Origin of the sequence: Brevibacillus ruminantium, from assembly GCF_023746555.1 — a bacterium.
Classification (GTDB): domain Bacteria; phylum Bacillota; class Bacilli; order Brevibacillales; family Brevibacillaceae; genus Brevibacillus; species Brevibacillus ruminantium.
The window spans coordinates 289638-313693 of record NZ_CP098755.1 but is presented as its reverse complement, the minus strand read 5'-3'; the positions used below and the strand labels follow the sequence as shown (position 1 = coordinate 313693).

At 49.4% G+C, this 24056-nt stretch carries 40 protein-coding genes and 1 pseudogene; 3 read left to right on the top strand and 38 right to left on the bottom strand.

Annotated elements, in window-relative coordinates; translation table 11 throughout:
* Positions 1 to 50 precede the first annotated feature (50 nt).
* Positions 51 to 767 (bottom strand): N-acetylmuramoyl-L-alanine amidase CwlD, encoded by a 717-nt coding sequence (cwlD, locus tag NDK47_RS01680; RefSeq protein ID WP_407653422.1) that lies wholly within the window; start codon positions 765 to 767, stop codon positions 51 to 53.
* A 255-nt stretch (positions 768 to 1022) separates the two neighbouring features.
* Between cwlD and NDK47_RS01675 the strand changes: the two are divergent.
* Positions 1023 to 2002: pseudogene (locus NDK47_RS01675) on the top strand (IS256 family transposase); the annotation flags it as partial.
* 180 nt (positions 2003 to 2182) lie between these two features.
* Positions 2183 to 2674 (top strand): hypothetical protein, encoded by a 492-nt coding sequence (locus NDK47_RS01670; protein ID WP_251873162.1) that lies wholly within the window; start codon positions 2183 to 2185, stop codon positions 2672 to 2674.
* Between the two features lie 174 nt (positions 2675 to 2848).
* Here the strand turns inward: NDK47_RS01670 and rpsI are convergent, their stop codons facing one another.
* The 36 genes from rpsI to rpsJ all read right to left on the bottom strand — a co-directional run bounded on the left by rpsI (position 2849) and on the right by rpsJ (position 22288).
* Positions 2849 to 3241: a 30S ribosomal protein S9 gene (gene rpsI, locus NDK47_RS01665; RefSeq protein WP_198828282.1), complete on the bottom strand. Its 393-nt coding sequence runs from the start codon at positions 3239 to 3241 to the stop codon at positions 2849 to 2851.
* Between the two features lie 21 nt (positions 3242 to 3262).
* Positions 3263 to 3700: a 50S ribosomal protein L13 gene (rplM, locus tag NDK47_RS01660; protein WP_251873161.1), complete on the bottom strand. Its 438-nt coding sequence runs from the start codon at positions 3698 to 3700 to the stop codon at positions 3263 to 3265.
* Positions 3701 to 3996: 296 nt separating this feature from the next.
* Positions 3997 to 4743 (bottom strand): tRNA pseudouridine(38-40) synthase TruA, encoded by a 747-nt coding sequence (gene truA, locus NDK47_RS01655; protein ID WP_251873160.1) that lies wholly within the window; start codon positions 4741 to 4743, stop codon positions 3997 to 3999.
* Positions 4740 to 5537 carry an energy-coupling factor transporter transmembrane component T family protein gene (locus NDK47_RS01650; protein ID WP_251873159.1) on the bottom strand — a complete coding sequence of 266 codons (798 nt, stop codon included), beginning with the start codon at positions 5535 to 5537 and terminating at the stop codon, positions 4740 to 4742. Before NDK47_RS01650 ends, truA begins: the two co-directional genes overlap by 4 nt.
* 3 nt (positions 5538 to 5540) lie before the next feature.
* A complete protein-coding gene (locus tag NDK47_RS01645) occupies positions 5541 to 6413 on the bottom strand; it encodes an energy-coupling factor transporter ATPase (RefSeq protein ID WP_251873158.1) in 873 nt (290 codons plus the stop codon).
* The gene (locus NDK47_RS01640; protein WP_251873157.1) at positions 6389 to 7240 is read right to left on the bottom strand and encodes an energy-coupling factor transporter ATPase; all 852 of its coding nucleotides are present in this window, start codon (positions 7238 to 7240) and stop codon (positions 6389 to 6391) included. Before NDK47_RS01640 ends, NDK47_RS01645 begins: the two co-directional genes overlap by 25 nt.
* Before the next feature lie 177 nt (positions 7241 to 7417).
* Positions 7418 to 7777 (bottom strand): 50S ribosomal protein L17, encoded by a 360-nt coding sequence (gene rplQ, locus NDK47_RS01635; RefSeq protein WP_003391928.1) that lies wholly within the window; start codon positions 7775 to 7777, stop codon positions 7418 to 7420.
* A gap of 38 nt (positions 7778 to 7815) precedes the next feature.
* The gene (locus NDK47_RS01630; protein WP_251873156.1) at positions 7816 to 8760 is read right to left on the bottom strand and encodes a DNA-directed RNA polymerase subunit alpha; all 945 of its coding nucleotides are present in this window, start codon (positions 8758 to 8760) and stop codon (positions 7816 to 7818) included.
* A gap of 156 nt (positions 8761 to 8916) precedes the next feature.
* Entirely contained in the window at positions 8917 to 9318 is a 402-nt protein-coding gene (gene rpsK / locus NDK47_RS01625) for a 30S ribosomal protein S11 (RefSeq protein WP_251873155.1), read from the bottom strand.
* A 16-nt stretch (positions 9319 to 9334) separates the two neighbouring features.
* Positions 9335 to 9703, bottom strand: a complete 369-nt coding sequence (gene rpsM / locus NDK47_RS01620; RefSeq protein WP_251873154.1) for a 30S ribosomal protein S13 — start codon at positions 9701 to 9703, stop codon at positions 9335 to 9337.
* Between the two features lie 25 nt (positions 9704 to 9728).
* Positions 9729 to 9842 carry a 50S ribosomal protein L36 gene (rpmJ, locus tag NDK47_RS01615; protein ID WP_003333770.1) on the bottom strand — a complete coding sequence of 38 codons (114 nt, stop codon included), beginning with the start codon at positions 9840 to 9842 and terminating at the stop codon, positions 9729 to 9731.
* Positions 9843 to 9872: 30 nt separating this feature from the next.
* Positions 9873 to 10091 (bottom strand): translation initiation factor IF-1, encoded by a 219-nt coding sequence (gene infA, locus NDK47_RS01610; RefSeq protein ID WP_003333772.1) that lies wholly within the window; start codon positions 10089 to 10091, stop codon positions 9873 to 9875.
* A gap of 118 nt (positions 10092 to 10209) precedes the next feature.
* Positions 10210 to 10956 (bottom strand): type I methionyl aminopeptidase, encoded by a 747-nt coding sequence (gene map / locus NDK47_RS01605; RefSeq protein WP_251873153.1) that lies wholly within the window; start codon positions 10954 to 10956, stop codon positions 10210 to 10212.
* A gap of 5 nt (positions 10957 to 10961) precedes the next feature.
* Positions 10962 to 11606, bottom strand: coding sequence for an adenylate kinase (locus tag NDK47_RS01600; protein WP_251873152.1), 645 nt, complete (start codon positions 11604 to 11606; stop codon positions 10962 to 10964).
* A gap of 82 nt (positions 11607 to 11688) precedes the next feature.
* Positions 11689 to 12984: a preprotein translocase subunit SecY gene (gene secY / locus NDK47_RS01595; protein ID WP_251873151.1), complete on the bottom strand. Its 1296-nt coding sequence runs from the start codon at positions 12982 to 12984 to the stop codon at positions 11689 to 11691.
* Positions 12985 to 13425: a 50S ribosomal protein L15 gene (rplO, locus tag NDK47_RS01590; RefSeq protein ID WP_251873150.1), complete on the bottom strand. Its 441-nt coding sequence runs from the start codon at positions 13423 to 13425 to the stop codon at positions 12985 to 12987.
* Between the two features lie 33 nt (positions 13426 to 13458).
* Entirely contained in the window at positions 13459 to 13644 is a 186-nt protein-coding gene (gene rpmD, locus NDK47_RS01585; protein WP_251873149.1) for a 50S ribosomal protein L30, read from the bottom strand.
* A 16-nt stretch (positions 13645 to 13660) separates the two neighbouring features.
* Complete coding sequence (rpsE, locus tag NDK47_RS01580) at positions 13661 to 14158, bottom strand: 30S ribosomal protein S5 (RefSeq protein ID WP_251873148.1); 498 nt, start codon at positions 14156 to 14158, stop codon at positions 13661 to 13663.
* A gap of 18 nt (positions 14159 to 14176) precedes the next feature.
* A complete protein-coding gene (gene rplR / locus NDK47_RS01575; protein ID WP_251873147.1) occupies positions 14177 to 14539 on the bottom strand; it encodes a 50S ribosomal protein L18 in 363 nt (120 codons plus the stop codon).
* Between the two features lie 33 nt (positions 14540 to 14572).
* Entirely contained in the window at positions 14573 to 15109 is a 537-nt protein-coding gene (rplF, locus tag NDK47_RS01570; protein WP_251873146.1) for a 50S ribosomal protein L6, read from the bottom strand.
* Positions 15110 to 15142: 33 nt separating this feature from the next.
* Entirely contained in the window at positions 15143 to 15541 is a 399-nt protein-coding gene (rpsH, locus tag NDK47_RS01565) for a 30S ribosomal protein S8 (protein WP_251873145.1), read from the bottom strand.
* A 27-nt stretch (positions 15542 to 15568) separates the two neighbouring features.
* Positions 15569 to 15754 (bottom strand): type Z 30S ribosomal protein S14, encoded by a 186-nt coding sequence (locus tag NDK47_RS01560; RefSeq protein ID WP_251873144.1) that lies wholly within the window; start codon positions 15752 to 15754, stop codon positions 15569 to 15571.
* 24 nt (positions 15755 to 15778) lie between these two features.
* Positions 15779 to 16321: a 50S ribosomal protein L5 gene (gene rplE / locus NDK47_RS01555; protein ID WP_251873143.1), complete on the bottom strand. Its 543-nt coding sequence runs from the start codon at positions 16319 to 16321 to the stop codon at positions 15779 to 15781.
* A gap of 29 nt (positions 16322 to 16350) precedes the next feature.
* A complete protein-coding gene (gene rplX / locus NDK47_RS01550; RefSeq protein WP_251873142.1) occupies positions 16351 to 16665 on the bottom strand; it encodes a 50S ribosomal protein L24 in 315 nt (104 codons plus the stop codon).
* Between the two features lie 49 nt (positions 16666 to 16714).
* The gene (gene rplN / locus NDK47_RS01545) at positions 16715 to 17083 is read right to left on the bottom strand and encodes a 50S ribosomal protein L14 (protein WP_198828261.1); all 369 of its coding nucleotides are present in this window, start codon (positions 17081 to 17083) and stop codon (positions 16715 to 16717) included.
* Positions 17084 to 17125: 42 nt separating this feature from the next.
* Positions 17126 to 17392 carry a 30S ribosomal protein S17 gene (gene rpsQ, locus NDK47_RS01540; protein WP_251873141.1) on the bottom strand — a complete coding sequence of 89 codons (267 nt, stop codon included), beginning with the start codon at positions 17390 to 17392 and terminating at the stop codon, positions 17126 to 17128.
* 21 nt (positions 17393 to 17413) lie between these two features.
* Positions 17414 to 17611 (bottom strand): 50S ribosomal protein L29, encoded by a 198-nt coding sequence (gene rpmC, locus NDK47_RS01535; RefSeq protein WP_251873140.1) that lies wholly within the window; start codon positions 17609 to 17611, stop codon positions 17414 to 17416.
* Positions 17601 to 18035: a 50S ribosomal protein L16 gene (gene rplP, locus NDK47_RS01530; protein WP_251873139.1), complete on the bottom strand. Its 435-nt coding sequence runs from the start codon at positions 18033 to 18035 to the stop codon at positions 17601 to 17603. Before rplP ends, rpmC begins: the two co-directional genes overlap by 11 nt.
* Positions 18036 to 18037: 2 nt before the next feature.
* Positions 18038 to 18700 (bottom strand): 30S ribosomal protein S3, encoded by a 663-nt coding sequence (gene rpsC, locus NDK47_RS01525; RefSeq protein ID WP_251873138.1) that lies wholly within the window; start codon positions 18698 to 18700, stop codon positions 18038 to 18040.
* A gap of 13 nt (positions 18701 to 18713) precedes the next feature.
* Complete coding sequence (rplV, locus tag NDK47_RS01520; protein WP_251873137.1) at positions 18714 to 19046, bottom strand: 50S ribosomal protein L22; 333 nt, start codon at positions 19044 to 19046, stop codon at positions 18714 to 18716.
* 29 nt (positions 19047 to 19075) lie between these two features.
* Complete coding sequence (gene rpsS / locus NDK47_RS01515) at positions 19076 to 19357, bottom strand: 30S ribosomal protein S19 (RefSeq protein WP_251873136.1); 282 nt, start codon at positions 19355 to 19357, stop codon at positions 19076 to 19078.
* Between the two features lie 49 nt (positions 19358 to 19406).
* Positions 19407 to 20237, bottom strand: a complete 831-nt coding sequence (rplB, locus tag NDK47_RS01510) for a 50S ribosomal protein L2 (protein ID WP_251873135.1) — start codon at positions 20235 to 20237, stop codon at positions 19407 to 19409.
* Positions 20238 to 20270: 33 nt separating this feature from the next.
* Positions 20271 to 20561 carry a 50S ribosomal protein L23 gene (gene rplW / locus NDK47_RS01505; RefSeq protein WP_198828254.1) on the bottom strand — a complete coding sequence of 97 codons (291 nt, stop codon included), beginning with the start codon at positions 20559 to 20561 and terminating at the stop codon, positions 20271 to 20273.
* Positions 20561 to 21184 (bottom strand): 50S ribosomal protein L4, encoded by a 624-nt coding sequence (rplD, locus tag NDK47_RS01500; RefSeq protein ID WP_251873134.1) that lies wholly within the window; start codon positions 21182 to 21184, stop codon positions 20561 to 20563. Before rplD ends, rplW begins: the two co-directional genes overlap by 1 nt.
* A gap of 20 nt (positions 21185 to 21204) precedes the next feature.
* Complete coding sequence (gene rplC, locus NDK47_RS01495; RefSeq protein WP_251873133.1) at positions 21205 to 21834, bottom strand: 50S ribosomal protein L3; 630 nt, start codon at positions 21832 to 21834, stop codon at positions 21205 to 21207.
* Between the two features lie 145 nt (positions 21835 to 21979).
* Positions 21980 to 22288 (bottom strand): 30S ribosomal protein S10, encoded by a 309-nt coding sequence (rpsJ, locus tag NDK47_RS01490; protein ID WP_003333796.1) that lies wholly within the window; start codon positions 22286 to 22288, stop codon positions 21980 to 21982.
* Positions 22289 to 22653: 365 nt separating this feature from the next.
* Here rpsJ and NDK47_RS01485 point away from each other — a divergent pair, with 365 nt between their 5' ends.
* Complete coding sequence (locus NDK47_RS01485) at positions 22654 to 23049, top strand: globin domain-containing protein (protein ID WP_251873132.1); 396 nt, start codon at positions 22654 to 22656, stop codon at positions 23047 to 23049.
* A gap of 10 nt (positions 23050 to 23059) precedes the next feature.
* Here the strand turns inward: NDK47_RS01485 and NDK47_RS01480 are convergent, their stop codons facing one another.
* Positions 23060 to 23986, bottom strand: a complete 927-nt coding sequence (locus NDK47_RS01480; RefSeq protein WP_251873131.1) for a DMT family transporter — start codon at positions 23984 to 23986, stop codon at positions 23060 to 23062.
* Positions 23987 to 24056: the final 70 nt, after the last annotated feature.

Sequence of the window (24056 nt, the reverse complement as noted above, 5' to 3'; positions counted from 1 at the left end):
ATCCGCTGAAAGCAGTTTACTGATTTTAGTCCGGCAGTTAATGTACTGACTCAAGAGGATATGGGCGGCTTTTCTCCTGCGTAATGGCGCAGAATACCTTGGTAAATCGCATTTGCCATCGCCTTCTGGTAATCAACAGAGCGAAGACGCTTGGCTTCCGCCTCATTGCTGACAAACCCTACCTCGACCAAGACACTCGGACAATCCACCTCGCGGATCAGGAACACATTATTTGTTTTGCTCGGAAGCCGATCAGTGTTCTCCAAGACCCGTTTAATCTCATCCTGTATCAAGTAGGAAATTTCTTGGCTTTTTTTGAAGGCCGGATGATAAAACGTTTGCGCTCCCTTCCATTTCGGGGAGGGGATTGAATTGACATGAACACTCACCAAGAAGTCGGGCGTATGATCATTGACAAATTTGACCCGGTTTCGGATGTCCTCTGACTTTCGTTTTCGCAGCCGCTCCGCCTCCGGAGAGGCCAAATCCTTGTCCTCTTCCCTGGTCATAATCACATGGGCCCCTGATTGAATCAGGAAGTCCCGCAAATACAGACTGATCGCCAATGTCACTTCTTTTTCCACGACGTTGCCATCAGCCGAAACAGCCCCGCCGTCTTTTCCGCCATGTCCCGGATCGATTGCAATAACCGTCCCGGCCAATGGCAGTGACCAGGTCGTCCAGGAGGAGCGATCTGGCGCTTCGTAGGTGAGCAACAGCACGAGCAGAAGGAATGATAGGATATATCCCGTTACTTTTCGAGCCACCATGCACCGTCCCCTTTGTCCATTCTCGTTTCATCATATGGACAAAGTGTGGAAAATATGACGGCTTGTTCAAGCGGAAACGAAACCAAAACAAAAACCCCCAGCCTTTGATAAACAAAGGACAAGGGGTTTGGGAAGCCTCTCTTAGCGCTTGGAGAATTGAGGTGCGCGACGAGCAGGGGACTGTAAAATATTCTGTGTAAACTCTCAAAACCTATTACAATAAGAGAAGGATGGTTTGAGAGGATGACACCCATGGCGAGATTTAGTAAGGAACAAGTGAAGGCGTTTGTGAAGGAAAACAACCTCAAGACGATGGACGATGTGCAGTCGGCACTGAAGGAACTGTTTGCAGAAACGTTGCAGTCGCATGCTAGAGGCGGAGCTTGACACGGAACTCGGCTATGAAAAGCACGATGTGAAGCGAAAGAAAACAACAAACAGCCGTAACGGGAAGACAAAGAAGACGGTGACAAGCGAATACGGCGAGGTGGAGATCGCGGTGCCACGTGACCGTAATGGCGAATTTGAGCCCGTTATCGTGAAAAAGCATCAGTCTACCGTTGCCGGCATGGAGGACCAACTCATCGCCATGTATGCCAAAGGTGTAAGATCACGGGATATCCAGGACCATCTGAACCATCTGTATGGAATTGACGTTTCTCCTACCATGATCTCCAATGTGACGAATAAGATCGTGCCACTCATCAAAGAATGGCAGAACCGACCGCTACAAAGCATCTATGCGGTTGTATTTATGGACGCCATTCCCTACAAAGTCAAGCAAGACGGTGCTATTGTGAACAAAGCGGCTGATATGGTCATTGGCATTGATTTGGACGGCAACAAGGACCTATTAGGCATGTGGACTGGAGAGAATGAATCCGCAAAGTTCTGGCTGAGCGTACTGAACGACTTACGGAACCGTGGGGTTCAGGATATTCTCATCACCTGCGTGGATAACCTAACGGGCTTCTCTCAGGCCATCTCCGCCTGCTATCCGCATACGGAGATTCAAAAGTGCATCATTCATCAAATCCGCAACTCGACCCCGTTATGTTTCTTACAAGGATCTCAAGAAAGTAACGGCGGATTTAAAGCCAATCTACAAAGCGGCAACAGAAGAGGCTGCCTTACTGGAATTGGATCGTTTTGAGGAAACATGGGGTAGCAAATATCCCCTCATCGTTCGCTCTTGGCGTACCAACTGGGACGAGCTAGCTACTTTTTTCCGGATCGGATCGGTCAATACTTACGCTAGTTTTTTATTCCAAAAGGGTTTACACAAAATACTGGACAGACCCTCCCTCCCTTGACGTTTTTATCTACCGTTATACATCAAGAAAAACCAATGATATAAGACCGTATATGTGACAATTGCATTTCTAAATCGATTAGATAGGAGAAGTATTTACTTGAAAAAAATATTAGGATTCCTCTTTGTATTGCTAGTCTTGTCCGGCTGTTCACATGATGATAATGCTGAATACATTAAACAAATTGAAAATCAAAAAATCGAAATTGAGAACCTAAAAAAAGAGAATGATGAAACGAAAATTAGCTTAGATCAATCGAAATTACAATTAGCTGATTACAACTCAAGAAGAATTATGCGTTTTATTTCAGAAGTTGATTATGAAGGATTGAAGAAGGAATACAAAACAGATTTCGATGTGAATGAAAAAAAAGGTGAAATTTTATTTGCTAGGGCAGAGCACAGTTTGCCACTACCTATTAAGTTATCCAAAGTTGGTAATGCTATGTTTATTTCTAGTTTTAACAATCACTCCGAAGGTACAGGTATATCATATTTTATTGACGAACTCGAAACTGACGAAAGACATCTTGTTACTTTTCAATATGATAAAGATATGAATTTCCAGTTCATTTTTATAGGCGATAGGTAACAAAGAATAAAACAATGTAAAAGAGGCTGTCTCAAAAGTCAATTTCTGACTTAGAAACGCCTCTTTTGTAATTCAAAATCGTTGATACATCAAAGTGAAGAAGAAAATATAAACAACCTGCTGAGTAAAACAGCCCGCTCCACCGAAGTGGAACAGGCTGTAAATATTGACGTATTAACGTTTCGAGAACTGAGGTGCGCGACGAGCTGCTTTAAGACCGTATTTCTTACGTTCTTTCATACGAGGGTCACGAGTCAGGAAGCCAGCGCGTTTCAGAGCGCCGCGCAGTTCCGGATCTGCCTTCAAGAGAGCGCGGGATACACCGTGACGGATCGCACCAGCTTGACCAGTGGTACCGCCACCTTTTACGTTAACCAGTACATCGTAGCGACCCAGTGTTTCAGTCAGTACGAGTGGTTGTTTCACGATCAGTTTCAGTGTTTCAAGACCAAAATATGTGTCCATTTCACGCTTGTTGATCACAATGCGACCTTCACCTGGAACCAGGCGAACGCGTGCTACGGAGTGTTTACGACGACCTGTGCCGTAGTATTGTACTTGTGCCACGTGTCTTTCCTCCCTTTTACCTTAACCGCGGATTTGCCATGCTTCTGGTTTTTGAGCTGCGTGCGGATGGTCAGTACCAGCGTACACTTTCAGCTTGGTGAACATTTGACGTCCCAGGCTGTTTTTCGGCAGCATGCCTTTTACAGCGAGTTCAAACATGCGAGCTGGCTTGTTTTTCAACATGTCGCCTGCAGAGGTTACTTTCAAACCACCCGGATACAGGGAGTGGGAGTAGTATTTTTTGTCTTGCAGTTTGTTACCAGTGAGCTTAATTTTGTCAGCATTGATGACAACTACAAAATCACCAGTATCAACGTGAGGCGTGAATTCTGGTTTCAGCTTGCCACGCAGAATGGAAGCAACTTCACTAGCCAGACGGCCAAGGGTTTGCCCTTCTGCGTCAACGATGTACCATTTACGCTCGACTTCGAGCGGTTTCGCCATATATGTGGTACGCATGTTTGTCCCTCCTAAATGTCTTGCACATCCAATTGCAATCATCAAAATCAGTGGCGGAAAAGTTGTCTTGTAACGGGAGAGCAACTTTCCCAGGTGTTTCATAAAACAGAAAAAAACACGAACTTGTTTTTCAATCCCGGGGCTAGAGTGGGGCTAGGCGGGTATGAAAATACCAAGGAATATCGTACTACATAGGAGGCTTGGAGTCAAGTGCTCTCACGCATGTTAAACATTGGTACGGCAAGTTTTTTGCAGTGATTCCCCGCCAAAAAAATCTGTCCGGTCCACAAAAGGGATCACCCGTTTTCTGTGTACACAACCTCCCACATGGTCAACCCCTTGGCTGGCGCCGTTTTTCCCGCAAGCTCCCGATCCCGGGCCAGCAAAATGCGCTGCAAATCGTCAGGGTGACGTTTTCCCTGCCCCACCTCGACCAGTGTTCCTGCAATAATCCGAACCATGTTGTAAAGAAAACCGTTTCCGCGGCAAATCACCCAGACCTCTTGCCCATCTCGTTCCACCCGGAGATCATATACCGTTCTTACCTTGTCTTCCACAAAGGTCTTGGCCGAACAAAAAGAGGTAAAGTCATGGGTGCCGATCAGATGTCGGGCAGCCTGCTGCATCGCTTCCACATCGAGCGGATAGCGGATATGATCCGCATAGCGATGGCGAAACACATCAGCGACGGGATTGTTGTCAATACAGTATCGATACTCTTTCACCTTTACATCAAACCGGGCATGAAACGATGGCGAAGCCTCTTCCATGGAGCGAATCACGATCGCGTCAGGAAGCTGATTGTTCAGGACAAATCGCCATTTATCAACCGGAATGCTGCTGCTGGTGTCAAAGTGGAAGACCTGACCGCGGGCATGCACCCCGGCATCTGTGCGGCCTGATCCCGCTATCTGAATGCTCTCGCCTGTAACGCGCTGCAAAGCCGCCTCGATCTCCCCCTGAATGGTTACCTGATCGGGCTGCACCTGAAACCCGCTGTAATCCGTTCCGTCATAGGCGACCAGACATTTCAAGCGCCTCACGTACGCCACCACCCGATCACGAACGCCAATGCCAGGGAAGCTACCGCAATCGTACTGTCCCGCCAGCTCAGCGTAAGCTTGTTCAGCCGCGTCCTTCCAACTCCGCCGCGGTATCCGCGTGCCTCCATTGCCAGCGCCAAATCTTCCGCGCGCCGGAACGCACCAATAAACAGCGGGATCACGATCGGGATCAAATGCTGTATGCGGCGAAGCAGATTGCCGCTCGTAAAGTTTGCTCCGCGAGCCATCTGTGCCTTCATGATTTTGTCTGTCTCTTCCATCAACGTGGGAATAAACCGAAGTGCAATCGACATCATTAGGGCAATCTCGTGGACGGGCACACCGATGCGCCCGGTCGGACCAAGCAAACGCTCCAATCCTTCCGTCAGATCGATTGGAGAGGTCGTCAGTGTCAAAAGCGAACTGACCAGCACCAATAAGCTGATACGCAAGGAGATAAAGATCGCCTGTCTGACCCCCTGTTCCTCAATGGAAAACCAGCCCCATTTGAAGTACACCTCGCCGCCTTTGGTAATCAACAAGTGGAGGATAACCGTAAATAAGACCAAAATCCAGATAGGGCGCAGACTTTTCAAAATATAGGAAAGCGACAGGCGGGAAACCAGGATGATCACCAGCGTAAACGAAATCAGAATCGCATAGGTGATCACGTTGTTGGCCATAAAAACCAGGAAAGCAAACAGAATGATAAACAGCATCTTGCTGCGCGGATCGGCCCGGTGAAGGAACGATGTTCCAGGCACATACTGTCCAATTGCAATGTTTTGCAGCATCCCTTATCGCTCCTTTACGGCAGACAACCGTGCCAGCAGATGCCCAATCAAATCTTCCTCCCGATAGATGGAGGCGGGCAGACGCTGCTCTTGCGGCAAGCGTTGATTCAATTGGGAAACAAAAGCAACCGTGTCTGGCACATCCAGGCCGAGCCCTTGAAGAAACGCAGCCTCCGCAAATACCTCGTCCGGTTTGCCTACGAGGGCAACCTTGCCCTTGGCCATGACCACGAGCAGGTCGGCATAACGAGCGGCTTCCTCCATACTGTGTGTAACCAGCAAGGTGGTAAGTTTCTGCTCCCGGTGAATTCGGTAAACAGCCTCCAGGATGGCCTTTTTCCCTGCCGGATCAAGCCCGGCTGTCGGCTCGTCCAAGATCAATACTTGGGGCTGCATCGCCAAAACGCCGGCGATGGCTACACGCCTCATCTGACCGCCGCTCAAAAGAAAAGGAGAGCGGTCCCTGATCTTTTCGTAGTCCAGACCCACTACCTGCAATGCTTCACGCACAACCGTTTCTACCTGATCCGCAGGCATGTCAAAGTTGAGGGGACCAAAGGCGACGTCTTTGGCAACGGTCTCTTCAAACAGCTGATGCTCCGGGTATTGAAAAACAAGTCCGATATGACGCCTGCTCTCAGCCGGCAGCTTGTTTGTCGGAGTTACAGTGTCATCCCCCAAGCGTATCGTCCCTTGGGTGGGCTGAAGCAAGCCGTTTACATGCTGAATCAAGGTCGACTTTCCGGAACCGGTATGTCCGATGATTCCTACAAACGAACCCGACGGAATCGTCAGTGACACATCCTGCAGAGCGAGGCGTTCAAACGGTGTTCCCACCGCGTACATATGACTTACCTGTTCAAAAGTAATCTGCATAAGTGCTCCACCAGCTCCTCTTGGTCCAGAGTGAACGGCAATGACAGCCCCTCTGCCGCCAACGCATGACGAACGCGGACAGTAAATGGAACATCCAGACCCAGTGCCTGCAATCTCTCGGGGTCGGAAAATACCTCATCCGCCGTACCATCCCAATCTACCTGACCCGCTTTCATGACGATGACCCGATCCGATCCGACTGCCTCCTCCGGGAAATGGGTGATGTTCACCACCGTGATGCCCTCTTCTCGGTTGAGTCTGTGGACCAAACTTATCACTTCACGTCTTCCCATCGGGTCTAGCATGGCAGTTGCTTCGTCGAGAATGATCATCGATGGACGCATTGCCAGGATACCTGCAATGGCAATCCGCTGCTTTTGGCCGCCGGACAGGCGATGAGGCTGATCAAACAGATGCTCTGTCATGCCGACAGCCCGCAGAGACTCATCGATTCGGGTACGCATCAGCGCGGGCTCCATCCCCATGTTCTCCAGACCAAAGGCGACGTCATCTTCCACCGTAGCCCCGACAATCTGGTTATCCGGGTTTTGAAAAACCATCCCGATTTGCCGGCGTATTTCCCATACCAGCTCACCGTCACGCGTGTCCATCCCGGTTACGAGAATCGTCCCTTCTTCAGGAAGCAGCAAGGCATTCATCAGTTTAGCCATGGTCGACTTTCCTGAACCGTTGTGTCCCAGAATGGAAACAAAGGAACCTTTGGATATAGCAAGATCGACGCTTTTCAGCACCGGTTCTTTCTGGCCTCCCTCGCCTTCATAAGAAAAGGAGACATTTTGTAGTGCCAGCAGACGTTCCTCCGTCATCTGGTGCTCACATCCTCCCAGCTAGAAACAGGGAATTTGATAAAGATAGAAAGAAAGAAAAATATAAAGAAAAAAGGGCATGAATCAGAGTCCAGTCCAAGACCAGAGTCTGCCCCCACCCTTTTTCAGGCTGTTTCAAAAGAAGATCTTTTTCACAACCGGATCATACAAGATGTATTACACCAATTCGATGTATGCCATCGGAGCAGCATCCCCACGACGAGGACCTGTCTTCAAGACACGAGTGTATCCACCGTTGCGCTCTTTGTAGCGAGGCGCGATGTCATCAAACAGCTTTTGAACCGCATCGCGGCCTTCTTCCGTAGCTACTTCCTTGCGAACGAAAGCAGCAACTTGACGGCGTGCGTGCAGGTCACCGCGTTTTGCCAGCGTGATCATCTGATCAGCGATGGAACGCAGTTCTTTTGCTTTCATCTCAGTTGTCTCGATGCGCTCGTTGATGATCAGGTCTGTAACCAGATCACGGAACAATGCTTTACGAGCCGAACTGCGACGACCCAATTTACGGTATGCCATGTTCTTACCTCCCTCTTACGTGCTGCAAGTGCTGTTTCCTAGTCGTCGCTGCGAAGAGACAGACCCAGCTCAGCCAGCTTCTCTTGCACCTCTTCCAAGGATTTGCGACCCAGGTTGCGCACTTTCATCATGTCTTCTTCGGTCTTCTGCGTCAGCTCTTGCACGGTATTGATACCGGCACGCTTCAAGCAGTTGTAGGAACGGACAGAGAGATCGAGCTCTTCGATGGTCATCTCGAGCACTTTCTCTTTCTTATCCTCTTCCTTTTCCACCATGATTTCTGCATCCTTCGCCTCATCGGTCAAACCGACGAACAGATTAAGATGCTCCGTCATGATTTTTGCGCCCAGACTCACAGCCTCTTCCGGACTGATACTGCCGTTCGTCCAGACCTCAAGGGTCAACTTGTCATAGTTAGTCATTTGACCAACACGGGTATTCTCCACTTGGTAGTTGACACGCTTGATGGGTGTATAAATGGAATCAATGGGGATCACACCGATCGGCAGATCCTCCGACTTGTTTCCATCTGCTTGTACATATCCACGTCCACGTCCAGCTGTCATACGAATGTGCAGACGACCACCGTTTGCCAACGTTGCAATATGAAGATCAGGGTTCAAGATCTCCACATCACTGTCTGCGCGGATATCCCCCGCCTTGACAATGCCTTCACCCTCAGCGTCAATCTCGATGACTTTTTCCTCATCGGAATGGATCTTCAGTGCGAGGCCCTTGATGTTAAGGATAATCTCCGTTACATCTTCCACGACGCCTTCAATCGTTGAGAACTCATGAAGAACCCCGTCAATCTGAACGGTGCGTACCGCCGCACCCGGCAAAGATGAGAGGAGAATTCGTCTCAACGAGTTGCCAAGAGTCGTGCCGTATCCGCGCTCAAGAGGTTCTACAACGAATTTCCCGTACGAGTTGTCGTCGCTTACTTCCACAACCTCGATTTTCGGTTTTTCTATTTCTATCATTATAAACAAACCCTCCTTCAAAACGTCGAAATTCTTGGGTGGGCAAACGTTCGCCCACTCAGGAATTTCCCCGGCGGTTTACCGTATGCGTGCATGACAAGCTAAAATCAGAATTTACCATTCTAGTATGGACATGTTCTGAACCTTATAAACCCGTTACACGCGGCGACGTTTTGGTGGACGGCAACCATTGTGCGGAATCGGCGTCACGTCTTTAATCATGTTGACTTCAAGACCTGCTGCTTGCAGAGAACGAATCGCTGCTTCACGACCTGCACCTGGACCTTTTACCATCACTTCAAGAGAACGCATGCCATGTTCCATTGCTACACGAGCAGCCGATTCAGCGGCCATTTGTGCTGCAAATGGTGTGCTTTTGCGGGAGCCTTTGAAGCCGAGGGCACCGGCACTGGACCAAGAGATCGCGTTGCCGTGCGGATCAGTGATAGTCACGATCGTGTTGTTGAACGTAGAACGGATATGTGCTACGCCGACTTCAACGTTTTTACGGTCACGACGACGGGTACGAGTAGCCGTCGCCTGTTTTCTTTTCGCCATGTCCCATTACCCTCCTTTACTTCTTCTTGTTCGCTACTGTACGGCGTGGACCTTTGCGCGTACGAGCGTTTGTTTTGGTGCGTTGGCCACGAACAGGGAGACCACGACGATGGCGGATACCACGGAAGCAACCAATTTCCATCAGACGTTTGATGTTCAGGGAGATCTCACGACGAAGATCGCCTTCCACCTTGATGTTTTTATCGATGAACTCACGCAGTTTTGCCACTTCATCTTCTGTCAGATCACGAACGCGAGTATCCGCGTTTACACCAGCAGCGGACAGAATTCTTTGAGACGTGGGACGCCCGATACCGAAGATGTAGGTAAGAGCAACTTCCACGCGTTTTTCGCGAGGCAAGTCAACGCCTGCAATACGTGCCATGTGTCAAAAGCACCTCCTTGTTTACTTATCCTTGTTTTTGCTTATGCTTCGGATTTTCACAAATAACCATTACGTTACCTTTGCGACGGATAACCTTGCATTTTTCGCAAATCGGTTTCACCGACGGTCTCACTTTCATGGTTCTTGCCTCCCTCTCTAGGGGTTTCACTTATTTGTAGCGGTACGTAATCCGTCCGCGAGTCAAATCGTAAGGCGACAGTTCAACGGTTACCTTGTCCCCAGGCAGGATGCGGATAAAATGCATGCGGATTTTCCCCGAAACGTGAGCGAGCACTTTGTGCCCATTCTCCAATTCTACCCGAAACATGGCATTGGGCAAAGGTTCAATTACCGTACCTTCTACTTCAATTACATCGTCTTTTGCCATCGTGAAACTCTCCTTTCTGCTGTAGCTTCAGTCAGACCATGAGTTTTGCTGAAAACGTAAAGAACGAACTTATCGTCGACACGTTGGACGACAATCCGAAGCGACCGTTGTGCCTCAGCTACGCCCTTGTAAAAATCTCATAGCCATCTTCCGTAATCGCGATGGTGTGTTCAAAATGAGCACATCTTTTCCGATCCACTGTAACAACCGTCCAATTGTCCTCCAAAGTGCGGACATAACGTTCGCCGGCATTGACCATTGGTTCGATTGCCAACACCATTCCCGGTTTCAACCGTGGACCCCGATCCGGAGGCCCATAGTTTGGAACCTGAGGATCTTCGTGCAGGTTTTGCCCGATCCCATGCCCCACATACTCGCGAACGAGTGTGAAGCCTGCAGCTTCTGCGTGGACCTGAATCGCGTGGGAAATATCGGACAGTCGCGCACCAGGTATCGCCTTTTCCAGCCCCTTGTACAACGACTCTTCCGTCACTCGCAGCAAACGTTGATCGTCTTCTGTAATCTTGCCGACCGGGTACGTCCAAGCGGAGTCACCATGGAACCCCTCAAACTGTGCACCGATATCGATGCTGACGATATCCCCATCCTGCAACGCCCGTTTCCCTGGGATCCCGTGTACGAGTTCTTCATTGACTGAAGTACAGATACTTCCTGGAAAGCCTCCGTAGCCTTTAAACGATGGAATGGCTCCCATGCTGCGGATAAAGGTTTCGGCGAATTCGTCCAGTTGCTTTGTCGTTACGCCAGGCTTGATCACCTTGGCCAGTTCTTGATGGGTGAGTGCGACAATCCGACCGGCTTCGCGCATAACCTCAAGTTCTGCTTTCGACTTTAGGATAATCATGCACGCTACCCTCGCAACAAAGACTTGATCTCTTCAAACACTACCTGAATATCCTGCTCTCCATCGATATTACGCAGAAGACCTTGCTCTGTGTAGTAATCGATGAGTAGCTGGGCCTGGGCAATATTAACATCGAGGCGTTGTGTAACTACTTCCAGCTTATCGTCATCACGCTGGTACAGCTTTCCGCCATCCTTGTCACAAACCCCTGCTACTTGCGGAGGATTGAACAGAGTGTGGTAGCTCGCCCCGCAAACGGGACAAATCCAGCGACCGGTCAGGCGATCAATCAGAAGTTCACGACGAACATTGATGTTGATGACGTGATCAATCTCACGTCCCAACTCTTTCACTGTCGCCGTCAGTGCCTCAGCCTGAGGGACTGTGCGAGGGAACCCGTCCAGCAGGAAGCCCTTTGCGCAATCGTCCATTGCCAGGCGTTCCCGCACGATTCCGATGACGACCTCATCCGGAACAAGCTGACCCTGATCCATATAGGACTTGGCTTTTAGCCCGAGCGGCGTTTCATTTTTGACCGCTGCTCGGAACATATCGCCAGTGGAGATGTGCGGGATGTTGAATTCGTTTACGATCCGTTCTGCCTGTGTGCCTTTACCAGCCCCAGGCAGACCCATCAAAATTATATTCACGTTCATTCCCTCCGTCCCATCTGAAAAGCTTGCTGTAAAACCTGATAACGGAGCCGTATCTGCAGCTTTTCAATTACCTCGGTTACTTGATGAACCCTTGGTAATGGCGCTTGATCATCTGGCTTTCGATCTGCTTCATCGTATCGAGAGCAACCCCGATTACGATCAAGAGCGACGTGCCTCCAATATAAATCTGTTGGGGCAGGTTGGCCAGCTTGCTGAAGAAGAATGGCAATATAGAGATTGTCATCAAGAACAAGGCGCCAGCCAAAGTAAGACGGTTCAACGTACGGGTAATGTACACCTCGGTATTTTTACCGGGCCGGATACCTGGAATGTAACCGCCGTTTTTCCTCATATTCTCCGACAGTTGTACAGGGTTAATCTGTACAAATGTGTAGAAATACGTGAAACCAATAATCAAGATCGCATAAAGCGTCATCCCAAGCGGTGCGCTAGGTTGAAAATGTGTGTAGATCCAGTTGGCCATACCAGTACCGGAAGCATCCAAAAAGAACTGCGCGATCGTCGAAGGGAACATGACGAGCGAGACCGCGAAGATTACGGGAATGACACCAGCAGAGTTGATTTTCAGCGGGATGTGGGTAGATTGACCACCGTACATCTTGCGTCCAACCACACGCTTTGCGTACTGCACCGGAATCTTCCGCACACCTTGCTGCATGAAGATAACCCCGACAATAATCGCGATGATGACCAGAAGGATAATCAACACTTTCAAGATTGCAAAGAACAAATTCTGAGCAGGATCAGCGAACTGCGTCGTGTAAATCGTCGCAATCCCGTTTGGAATGTTGGCTACGATACCCGCAACGATGATAATCGATATCCCATTTCCAATACCCTTCTCGGTAATTTGTTCACCCATCCACATCAGGAACGAGGTTCCTGCTGTCAGCGTGAGCGCAATCAGCACGTAGCTGCCGATGGAACTATCTTTTAACAGTCCTGGAGCCATGTTGTTAAAACCAATTGTCATCCCCACAGACTGGATCAGCGCGAGCACGATGGTGAAGTAACGAGTGACCGTCGCGATTTTGCGACGTCCGACTTCGCCTTCACGTGCCCATTGGGTAAACTTGGGTACAACATCCATGGACAGAAGCTGCATGATAATCGATGCCGTAATGTACGGCATGATACCCATTGCAAAAATCGAGTAGTTATGCAGCGCGCCACCTGAGAAGGTGTTTAACAACCCCAAAAATTGGTTCGTGTTCTGCTGAAACAACTCGACGTTCACGTTAGGGGCTGGGACGAAACTCCCGATTCGGAAGACGACCAACATCATCAGCGTAAAGAAAATCTTACGACGGAGGTCGCCTATTTTAAAAATGTTAGTCAAGGATGCTAACAATTAGATCACCTCGGTTGTTCCACCGACTTGTGCGATCTTCTCAGCAGCTGCATTGGAGAACTTGTGTGCTTTTACGGTCAGCTTCACTGTGAGTTCGCCGTTTGCAAGAACTTTTACACCGTCACGCAGTGCGCTGATTACACCGGTTTCTTTCAAGAGTTCAGGAGTAACCACGGTGCCTTCTTCAAAACGATTGAGCGCATCCAAGCTTACAACCGCGTATTCCTTACGGTTGATGTTGTTGAAACCGCGCTTAGGCAGACGACGGAACAGTGGGTTTTGACCACCCTCAAATCCTGGACGTACGCCGCCACCAGAACGAGCGTTTTGACCTTTATGACCTTTACCAGCTGTTTTACCCGTACCGCTACCGATACCACGACCAACGCGCTTACGAGTTTGACGAGATCCTTCAGCAGGTTTCAGTTCATGCAATTTCATACCTTGCACCTCCTAACCGTATAAAATGAGCGATTACGCTTCTACTTCCTTTACTTCAACCAGGTGCTTCACTTTGAAGACCATACCGCGGATCGCAGCGTTGTCTTCTTTTACCACAGAGTGGTTGATTTTACGGAGACCCAGTGCTTTAACCGTGTCTTTTTGATCGACAGTGCGGCCGATCAGGCTGCGTTTGAGGGTGATTTGCAATTTTGCCATGTTCATTCCCTCCTTATTAACCCAACAACTCGTCAACAGTCTTACCGCGCAGTTTCGCGACGTCTTCCGCTGTTTTCAGACGGCCGAGGCCTTCCAGCGTAGCGTTGACCATGTTGATGGGGTTGTTGGAACCAAGAGACTTGCTCAAGATGTCACCTACACCAGCAAGCTCCAGAACCGCGCGGACAGGTCCGCCTGCGATAACACCGGTACCTTCAGAAGCCGGTTTGATGAGAACTTTACCGGAACCGAAGTGGCACAGTACTTCGTGAGGAATCGTTGTTCCTTTCATCGGTACACGGATCAGTTTTTTCTTAGCGTCGTCAATCGCCTTGCGAATCGCGTCCGGTACTTCTTGAGCTTTACCCATACCAGCACCTACGTGACCATTACGGTCGCCGACTACTACAAGCGCGCTGAAGCTCATACGACGTCCACCTTTAACCGTTTTCGCAACACGGTTAACGGCGACAACTTTTTCTTCCAGCTCTAATTTGCTAGAGTCGATACGCATTCCTTTCCCTCCTTGTTGCTAGAATTGCAGGCCAGCTTCACGAGCGGCTTCTGCGAGTGCTTTAATGCGTCCATGATAAATGTATCCGCCACGGTCAAAAACGACATCGTTCAGACCTTTTTCTTGAGCACGTTTTGCAATCAGTGTACCTACTGCTGCAGCAGCTTCTGCATTTGCACCATTTTTCAAGCCAAGCTCTTTATCCAGAGAGGATGCTTGTGCCAGAGTAGTGCCAGTAGAATCGTCAATCACTTGCGCATAGATGTGCTTGGAAGAACGGAATACGTTCAGACGAGGACGTACAGTCGTTCCAGCCAGGCGCTTGCGAATGCGCAGGTGGCGTTTTTTCCGAGCTTTGTTTTTATCAGCTTTCGTAAACATTAGGCGGCCTCCCTTCTCATAAAACTACGAAGCTTATTTACCTTTTTTACCCTCTTTACGGCGAACAACTTCGTCGCTGTACTTGATCCCTTTGCCTTTGTATGGCTCAGGTTTGCGGAGGGCGCGAATTTCAGACGCGAGTTGGCCTACGCGCTCTTTGTCGATACCTTTAACCACCAGTGTGGTTTGGTTTGGCACTTCGATTTCCAGACCAGCTTCAGGAGTTACCTCTACTGGATGGGAGAAACCGAGAGACAGTGTAACACCGTTTCCTGCTTTCGCAGCACGGTAACCTACACCTACCAGCTCCAGTGTACGAGTAAAGCCTTCCGATACGCCTTTTACCATGTTGGCAACCAGAGCACGAGTCGTACCATGGAGAGAGCGGTGCAGCTTGTTATCGCTAGGACGCTCAACGTTTACTTCGTTTTCGCTAATGTTGATTGTGATTTCCGGATGGAAGTTACGAACGAGTTGACCCTTAGGGCCCTTTACCGTCAGCTCAGTACCGTTCAGAGCGAGGGTAACGCCTGCAGGGACCACGATCGGTTTTCTACCGACACGAGACATGTGGTGCACCTCCTGTGCTATTGCAATCAGTTATTACCAAACGTAAGCGAGAACTTCTCCGCCTACATGAGCTTGGCGAGCTTGCTTGTCGGTCATTACGCCAGTAGACGTAGAGATCAGGGCTACACCCAGACCGCCAAGAACTTTAGGGATCTCAGTGCTTTTTGCGTAAACGCGCAGACCTGGTTTAGAGATACGTTTCAGACCGGTGATTACGCGCTCGTTGTTCGCACCGTATTTCAGGAAAACACGGATGATCCCTTGTTTGTTATCTTCAATGAACTCGGCATCGCGAATGAAACCTTCTTCTTTCAGGATGCGAGCAATGTCTTTCTTGATCGTGGACGCCGGGATCTCCACTTTCTCGTGGCGAACCATGTTGGCGTTACGAATACGCGTTAGCATGTCAGCGATTGGATCAGTCATAACCATGAGAGAGAACCTCCTTCCCGTTTCAAATTACCAGCTTGCTTTTTTCACGCCAGGGATTTGGCCTTTATAAGCAAGTTCACGGAAGCAAATACGGCAGAGTTTGAATTTGCGCAAAACGGAATGAGGACGTCCGCAGCGCTCACAACGCGTGTAAGCACGTACTGCAAACTTCGGTGTCCGTTGTTGCTTGATGACCATTGATTTCTTTGCCACACTCTTCCCTCCTTACGATGGGGTTTATTTACGGAATGGCATACCCATTTGTGTTAGCAATTCACGTGCTTCTTCGTCAGTTTTCGCGGAAGTAACGATTACGATGTCCATACCGCGAACCTTGTCAATTTTATCGTATTCGATCTCAGGGAAAATCAGTTGTTCCTTCAGACCGAGTGTGTAGTTGCCGCGACCATCGAACGCTTTCGAGGAAATACCGCGGAAGTCACGTACACGTGGAAGAGATACGTTCATCAGTTTGTCGAGGAAGTGGTACATACGCTCACCGCGCAGAGTCACTTTCGCACCGATTGCCATACCTTCACGCAGTTTGAAGCCTGCGATGGAGTTCTTCGCACGAGTTACTACTGGCTTTTGACCAGCGATAATTTGCAAGTCTTCCACAGCTGCATCCAGAGCTTTGGCGTTGCCTACTGCTTCACCAACACCCATGTTGATTACGATCTTTTCTACTTTCGGAACCTGCATGATGGAAGAGTAACCAAACTTGCTCATCAGGCTAGGCACGATTTCGCTTTGGAACTTTTCTTTCAGTCTTGCTGCCATCTAGGACATCCTCCTTTCCAATCTGACTACTACTTGTCGAGAACTTCGCCAGATTTTTTCGCGTACCGAACTTTTTTACCGTTATCCAGTACCTTGTAACCGATACGTGTTGCTGCGCCGGACTTTGGATCGATCAAGGATACGTTGGATACATGAATCGGTGCTTCTTGCGTTACAATGCCGCCTTGCGGATTGGTTTGGGTTGGACGAGAGTGTTTTTTGATCAGGTTGATACCTTCTACCAGGACGCGATCTTTCTTCGGGTAAGCAGCGAGAACGCGACCTTTTTTACCCTTGTCTTTACCCGTTATTACGATAACAGTGTCGCCTTTCTTAACGTGCATCGCTTGGTGCACCTCCTATCGAGCAAACTACCAGAGTATTTCCGTTCAATTAGATTACCTCAGGAGCCAGGGAGATGATCTTCATGAAGTCTTTTTCACGAAGTTCACGTGCTACCGGTCCAAAAATACGAGTACCACGAGGAGATTGATCATCTTTAATGATAACCGCTGCGTTTTCATCGAAACGGATATAAGAACCATCAGGACGGCGAACGCCACGCTTACTGCGTACTACAACCGCTTTAACTACTTGGCCTTTCTTGACAACGCCACCGGGTGTAGCGGATTTAACGGAGCACACGATAACATCACCGATGTTCGCCGTTTTGCGACCGGACCCACCCAGAACCTTGATGCACATAAGTTCTTTTGCACCGGAGTTGTCAGCAACAGCCAATCTCGACTGAGTTTGGATCATTTACTGTTCCTCCTTTCGGATTTAGTTACCCGAAAATGTGAGTTATACAATTACTGCCTCTTCGACGATACGAACCAAGCGGAAGCACTTGTCTTTGGACAATGGGCGAGTTTCCATGATTTCCACGATATCGCCTGTTTTCGCAGAGTTGTTTTCGTCGTGAGCCTTGAACTTTTTGGAGTACTTCACACGTTTGCCGTACAGCGTGTGTTTTTTGTAGGTCTCTACCATTACAACAATGGTTTTATCCATTTTGTCGGAAACAACGCGACCTACCATGGTTCTACGCATTTTGCGTTCTGCGGTCATGTTCGAACCTCCTTCCTGTTATTAGCCGATCCCTAATTCTCTTTGGCGCAGGACGGTTTTCGCACGAGCAATATCCTTACGCACTTGTTTAATGCGAGACGTGGTTTCGAGTTGACCAGTAGCCAGCTGGAAACGAAGGTTGAACAGCTCTTCTTTCAAGGAGACAACGTTTTGTTCGATCTCGGCAGTGGTCAAATTGCGGAACTCATTAGCCTTCATGTGCGTCACCACCCACTTCTTCCCGCTTCACGAACTTGCACTTGATAGGCAGTTTGTGCATTGCCAGGCGCATAGCCTCGCGAGCGACTTCTTCGGATACACCAGCAAGTTCAAACATGATCTTGCCAGGTTTCACTACCGCTACCCAGTACTCAGGAGAACCTTTACCGGAACCCATCCGTACTTCAAGCGGCTTTTGCGTAATTGGCTTGTCAGGGAAAATTTTGATCCATACTTTACCGCCACGGCGGATGTAACGAGTCATCGCAATACGGGCAGCTTCGATCTGACGGTTCGTTACCCATGCAGGCTCGAGAGCTTGCAAGCCGTATTCACCGAAAGCAACAGTAGTGCCACCTTTTGCGTTACCAGCCATTTTTCCGCGATGTTGTTTGCGGTGTTTCACGCGTTTTGGCGTTAACATGTTTATTTGCCTCCTTCCTCAGTCGCTACGTTCTTCTTCGTAGGAAGGACTTCTCCACGGTAGATCCACACTTTTACGCCAATGCGTCCGTATGTGGTGTGTGCTTCGGCTGTACCGTAATCGATGTCAGCACGGAGCGTATGAAGCGGAACAGTACCTTCGCTGTAACCTTCGGAACGCGCAATGTCAGCACCGCCAAGACGACCGCTGACCAGAGTTTTGATTCCTTTCGCACCAGCGCGCAGCGTACGAGTGATCGATTGCTTTTGTGCACGACGGAAAGAAATACGGTTTTCCAGTTGACGAGCGATATTTTCAGCTACCAGAGTAGCATCAAGATCAGGCTTCTTCACTTCGTTGATGTTGATGTGAACACGCTTGCCAGTCAGTTCGGTCAGGGATTTGCGCAGAATTTCAACCTCTGAGCCACCTTTACCGATTACCATACCAGGCTTAGCGGTGTGAATCGTAACGTTTACGCGGTTAGCTGCACGTTCGATTTCAATCGTAGAAACAGCAGCATCTTTCAGACGCCCTTTTACAAATTTGCGGATTCTCAGGTCTTCGTGCAACAGGGTTGCGAAGTCCTTGTCAGCGAACCATTTGGACTCCCAGTCGCGGATAATGCCGATACGAAGACCAACCGGGCTTACCTTTTGACCCACACGTAATCCCTCCTTATTTCTCGTTTAGTACCACTGTGATGTGGCTTGTGCGCTTGTGGATGCGGCTTGCGCGACCCATCGCACGCGGGCGGAAACGCTTCAGTGTTGGACCTTGGTCCACGAAGATTTTCCCTACAACAAGTCCGTTCGGATCCATTTCGTAGTTGTGCTCTGCGTTAGCGATAGCCGATTTCAGAAGTTTCTCCACGACCGGAGAAGCAGCCTTCGGCGTATGTTTCAGGATCGCCAACGCTTCACCAACCTGCTTGCCTCGGATCAAGTCTACCACCAGGCGAACTTTACGAGGGGCAATACGAATATAGCGAGCAATTGCTTTAGCTTCCATCTTTGTACCTCCTCTCTGTCAAGAGAAAATTAGCGCTTCTTGGATTTCTTGTCGTTATCGACGTGACCCTTGAAGGTACGAGTTGGTGCAAATTCACCCAGTTTGTGACCGACCATATCTTCTGTTACGTATACCGGTACATGCTTGCGGCCGTCATAGACTGCAAACGTATGTCCCACGAAATCAGGGAAGATTGTGGAGCGACGAGACCAGGTTTTCACCACGCGTTTTTCGTTCTTTTCGTTCAATACTTCAACTTTTTTCATCAAGTGATCATCTACGAAAGGACCCTTTTTCAAACTGCGACCCATGTGTGAACCTCCCTTCGCCAAAGGCGTTCGGTTATTGTCTCACCCTGCCTTACTTCTTGCGGCGACGGATGATATATTGATCGGATTTGTTTTTCTTCTTGCGGGTTTTGAGACCGAGAGTCGGTTTACCCCAAGGAGTAACAGGTGCTTTACGTCCGATCGGAGCGCGACCTTCACCACCACCGTGCGGGTGATCGTTCGGGTTCATTACGCTACCGCGTACAGTTGGACGAATACCCAACCAACGGGAACGACCAGCTTTACCAATGTTCAACAGTTCGTGATCGATGTTTCCTACTTGACCGATAGTCGCGCGGCATACGTTGTGGATGCGGCGAGTTTCACCGGAAGAGAGACGAACGATTACGAAGTCACCATCACGACCCAGCAATTGAGCGGAGGAACCTGCTGCGCGAACCAATTGTCCACCTTTGCCAGGCTTCAGCTCGATGTTGTGGATGGTAGTACCAACTGGGATGTTAGCCAGTGGCAGTGCGTTACCGGTTTTGATGTCTGCATCTGCGCCGGAAACGATCTCATCGCCAACTTTCAGGCCATGAGGAGCGATGATGTAGCGCTTCTCACCGTCCAGATAGTTGATCAGGGCGATGTTTGCAGAACGGTTTGGATCGTATTCGATTGTAGCTACGCGACCTACGATGCCATCCTTGTTCCGTTTGAAGTCGATGATGCGATATTTACGTTTATGACCGCCACCGTGATGACGAACGGTAATTTTCCCGTGGTTGTTGCGTCCAGCTTTTTTGCTCAGAGGCGCCAACAGGGATTTTTCGGGAGTCGATGTGGTGATCTCCTCGAATGTAGAAACCGTCATTTGGCGACGACCAGGAGAAGTCGGTTTAAACTTTTTGATACCCATTTAAAATTCCCTCCTTTTCGGTAGTCGTCGTGGTTATACGCCTTCGTAGAACGCCAGCTCTTTGCTGTCTTCTGTCAGCTTCACAATTGCTTTTTTCCACTCAGAGGTGTAACCGGAGTATTTGCCGTAGCGTTTTGGTTTCGCAGGAACACGAACAGTGTTTACTGCTTCTACTTTTACGCCGAAAACTTTTTCAACGGCTTGCTTGATTTCGGTTTTGTTGGCTTTCAGTGGCACTTCGAATACGTACTTCTTCTCAGCCATCATGTCAGTGGTGCGCTCCGTAATGATAGGGCGCTTGATGATGTCGTGAAGGCTCTTCATTAGGCGAGCACCTCCTCTACTTTCGCAACCGCATCTTTCGTTACGATTACTTTGTCATACGCTACCAGGTCAAGAACGTTGATGCCTGCTGCATCGATGAACTTGGCACCCGGGATGTTACGGGAAGAGAGCGCTACGTTTTGATCGAACTCGGAGGTTACGATCAGCACTTTGCGATCAACTTTCAGGTTACCCAGCACAACCGCCATGTCTTTGGTTTTTGGAGCCGCGATGTTCAGGGCATCCAGTACCAAGAGTTCGTTGTTTTGAACCTTCGTGGACAGCGCGGATTTCAGCGCCAGACGACGAACTTTGCGGTTCAGTTTGTATCCGTATTTACGTGGAGTCGGTCCGAAAACTACACCGCCGCCTTTCCATTGCGGAGAGCGAATGGAACCTTGACGAGCACGACCGGTACCTTTTTGACGCCACGGTTTGCGTCCACCACCACGAACCTCAGAACGGTTCTTTACGTCATGCGTACCTTGGCGTTGGGACGCTTGCTGCATAACGATCGCATCGAAAAGAACAGCTTGGTTAGGCTCAATGCCGAACACAGTGTCTGCCAGTTCAATTTCGCCTACTTGCGAACCAGCTTGATTGTAAAGAGCTACTTTTGGCATGTCAGTTCCTCCTTTCCTTACTATTTCTGCTTGACAGCCGAAGAAACCAGTACGACGCTATTTTTTGGACCAGGCACAGATCCTTTTACCAGGATCAGATTGCGATCCGCATCTACCTTGATCACTTCCAGGTTTTGAATGGTTACGTTGTCGCCACCCATTTGACCTGGCAGGGATTGACCTTTAAATACGCGAGCAGGGTCAACCGCACCGAGCGAACCTGGGCCACGATGGTAACGGGAACCGTGAGACATCGGACCGCGGCTTTGGTTGTGACGTTTGATCGCACCTTGGAAACCTTTACCCTTGGTTACGCCGGCAACGTCTACCGATTCTCCTGCGGCGAAAATATCAGCTTTCAATTCTTGACCTACCTCGTATTCAGCGAGGTTTACTCCGTTGATTTCACGGATGAAGCGCTTAGGTGCAGTGTTAGCTTTCGCTGCGTGTCCTTTTTCCGGCTTGTTCGCGCGATGGTCTTTTTTGTCTTCAAAGCCGATCTGGATAGCTTCGTATCCATCGTTCTCCTGATCCTTCTTTTGCAGTACTACGCAAGGACCTGCTTCGATGACGGTTACAGCGATCGCTGCGCCGTTCGGACCAAAAACTTGGGTCATACCAAGCTTTCTGCCTAAGATTCCTTTGGTCATTTGTGCCACCTCCTGTGCTTATCTCCAATGCTTTACTGTTGTATCAAGGTCCCTGCCGATGCGCAGGGGCGCTGTTTACGGGGTTTGAAGACTTGATAGATCGCGTTTATTAAGACAACGCGTACGTGTGTATCGTATTTGAACCTTACAGTTTGATCTCGATGTCAACGCCAGACGGAAGATCCAAACGCATCAAAGCGTCTACCGTTTGCGGGGTAGGATTCAAAATGTCGATCAAACGTTTGTGAGTGCGCATTTCAAACTGTTCACGAGAATCTTTGTACTTGTGAACCGCACGCAGGATTGTGTAAACTGCTTTCTCCGTAGGAAGCGGAATTGGACCCGATACATTGGCACCGGAACGCTTGGCAGTTTCTACAATTTTCTCAGCGGACTGATCGAGAATTTTGTGATCGTACGCCTTTAAACGAATGCGAATCTTTTGTTTTGCCATTTTAGTCCCTCCTTTTTCGCCCATTTTTCAAACAGACATTTCTCCGTGGAAATATCCTGCACCCCGGTCATGGCAAAGGGGCCGGGTGTGTCAGCAACCTCCCACATCATCGCAAGTCCATGACCAACATTCAATATTGTACTAAAATGAAATGGGCAACGCAAGCTTTTTCTTGGTTTCCCGCACATTTTTGTACATCGGAACCTTTTTTGGCTCACTTTGTCCATCTTACTGATTTCTTCCCCCAAAGGCAAGCGGGATTGGCTTCCATTCACAACTCTCTTCTCTAACACATCTCTTCTATATATAGAAGTAAAAACACGGTATACTGAAAAGGTATCTAAGCATAAAGGAGGATATCGGTTGTGTCCGATCGACTCATCACACCATATGAACAGATAGGCGGCGCCGAGACGCTCTCCCGTCTGGTCGACGCTTTTTACGATTTGGTAGCGAAGCACCCTGATCTGGCTCCGCTCTTTCCCGACGATTTTACCGAGGTCAAGGAGAGACAGTATCAGTTCCTCACGCAATTCCTTGGCGGTCCGACATTATACAGCGACCAGCACGGACATCCGATGCTGCGGGCGCGGCATATGCGATTCCCTATTGGCGCTGTACAGGCAGAAGCCTGGCTGTCCTGCATGAGTAAGGCCATGGACCAGATTGCGCTTGCCGGTGAGCTTCGCGACCAGATCTTTGACCGCTTGCGTCTGACCGCTTACCATATGGTGAATCAATGGGAAAAAGATAAAGCGTAGGGAGCTGTCTCTACGCTTTTGTCATGACATCTGTTTTTGCATTCATCCGTTTGGGCAAAACCTGCCTGGACCCCAGATAGACTCCGGTCACGATCATCACCAGCGCCAACAGATGCAAGAGCTGCAAGCGCTCACCCAAGAACACTGCAGCAAAAAAGAGACTGGCGAGCGGCATGCCATTTAAAAACACGGCCGTTCTGCTGGCCCCTAATTGACGAATGCCGTAGTTCCAGCCGACCGACCCGAGTGCTGTGGAGAGACCCCCAGATACAAAAATCACAAACCATTGGAATGGCGTGACATCTAGCGACAGATAGAAAGACAGCGGCTGGTCAGCCAGTGCCACTCCCCACAGACAAACAACCCCCACCATTTGCGAAAGCGCTGTAATCAGAAGGACGGGAACCTCCCGGGTTGTCAGCTTTCGGATCAACAAGCCGCCCGTTACATACATCAGCATGGAGAAAAACATAATGGCATCTCCCCAGCCATTCATCTCGATGGCGCCATGCTGTGACATGACTACGAGCAAAACTCCACTAAACCCAATACCGATCCCCAGCGCCTTGCGCCAGTTCATGCGCTCTCCAAGGAGAAGCATGGCCAGCAACGCCGTCGCCAACGGATTGAGACCCAAAATGAGCGAAGCGTTTCCCGCCGTAGTAAAGCGGACTCCCCAGGCCAGCGTGATCTGATGCAGGGCAATCGAGCTTGCTCCCACCCCGGCGATCAACAGCCAGTCTATCCCCTTGATGTTCATCTGATTTCGGTACTTCCACAATATAGGACTCAAAAACAAACCTGCTACCGTCATCCTGATCGCAGCCACAAAGAGCGGCGGGAACATTGTCAGATACTTGACCATCACCACGTTGAGCCCCCAAAGCGTGACGACGCCAGCCAGCATCAGATATAACAGGCGTTCATTGTTGTTCATGACAGGACCTTCTTCCCCGATCGTTGTACCATTCTTTTTTCATCATGATGGCAATCGTAATTTTAGCATA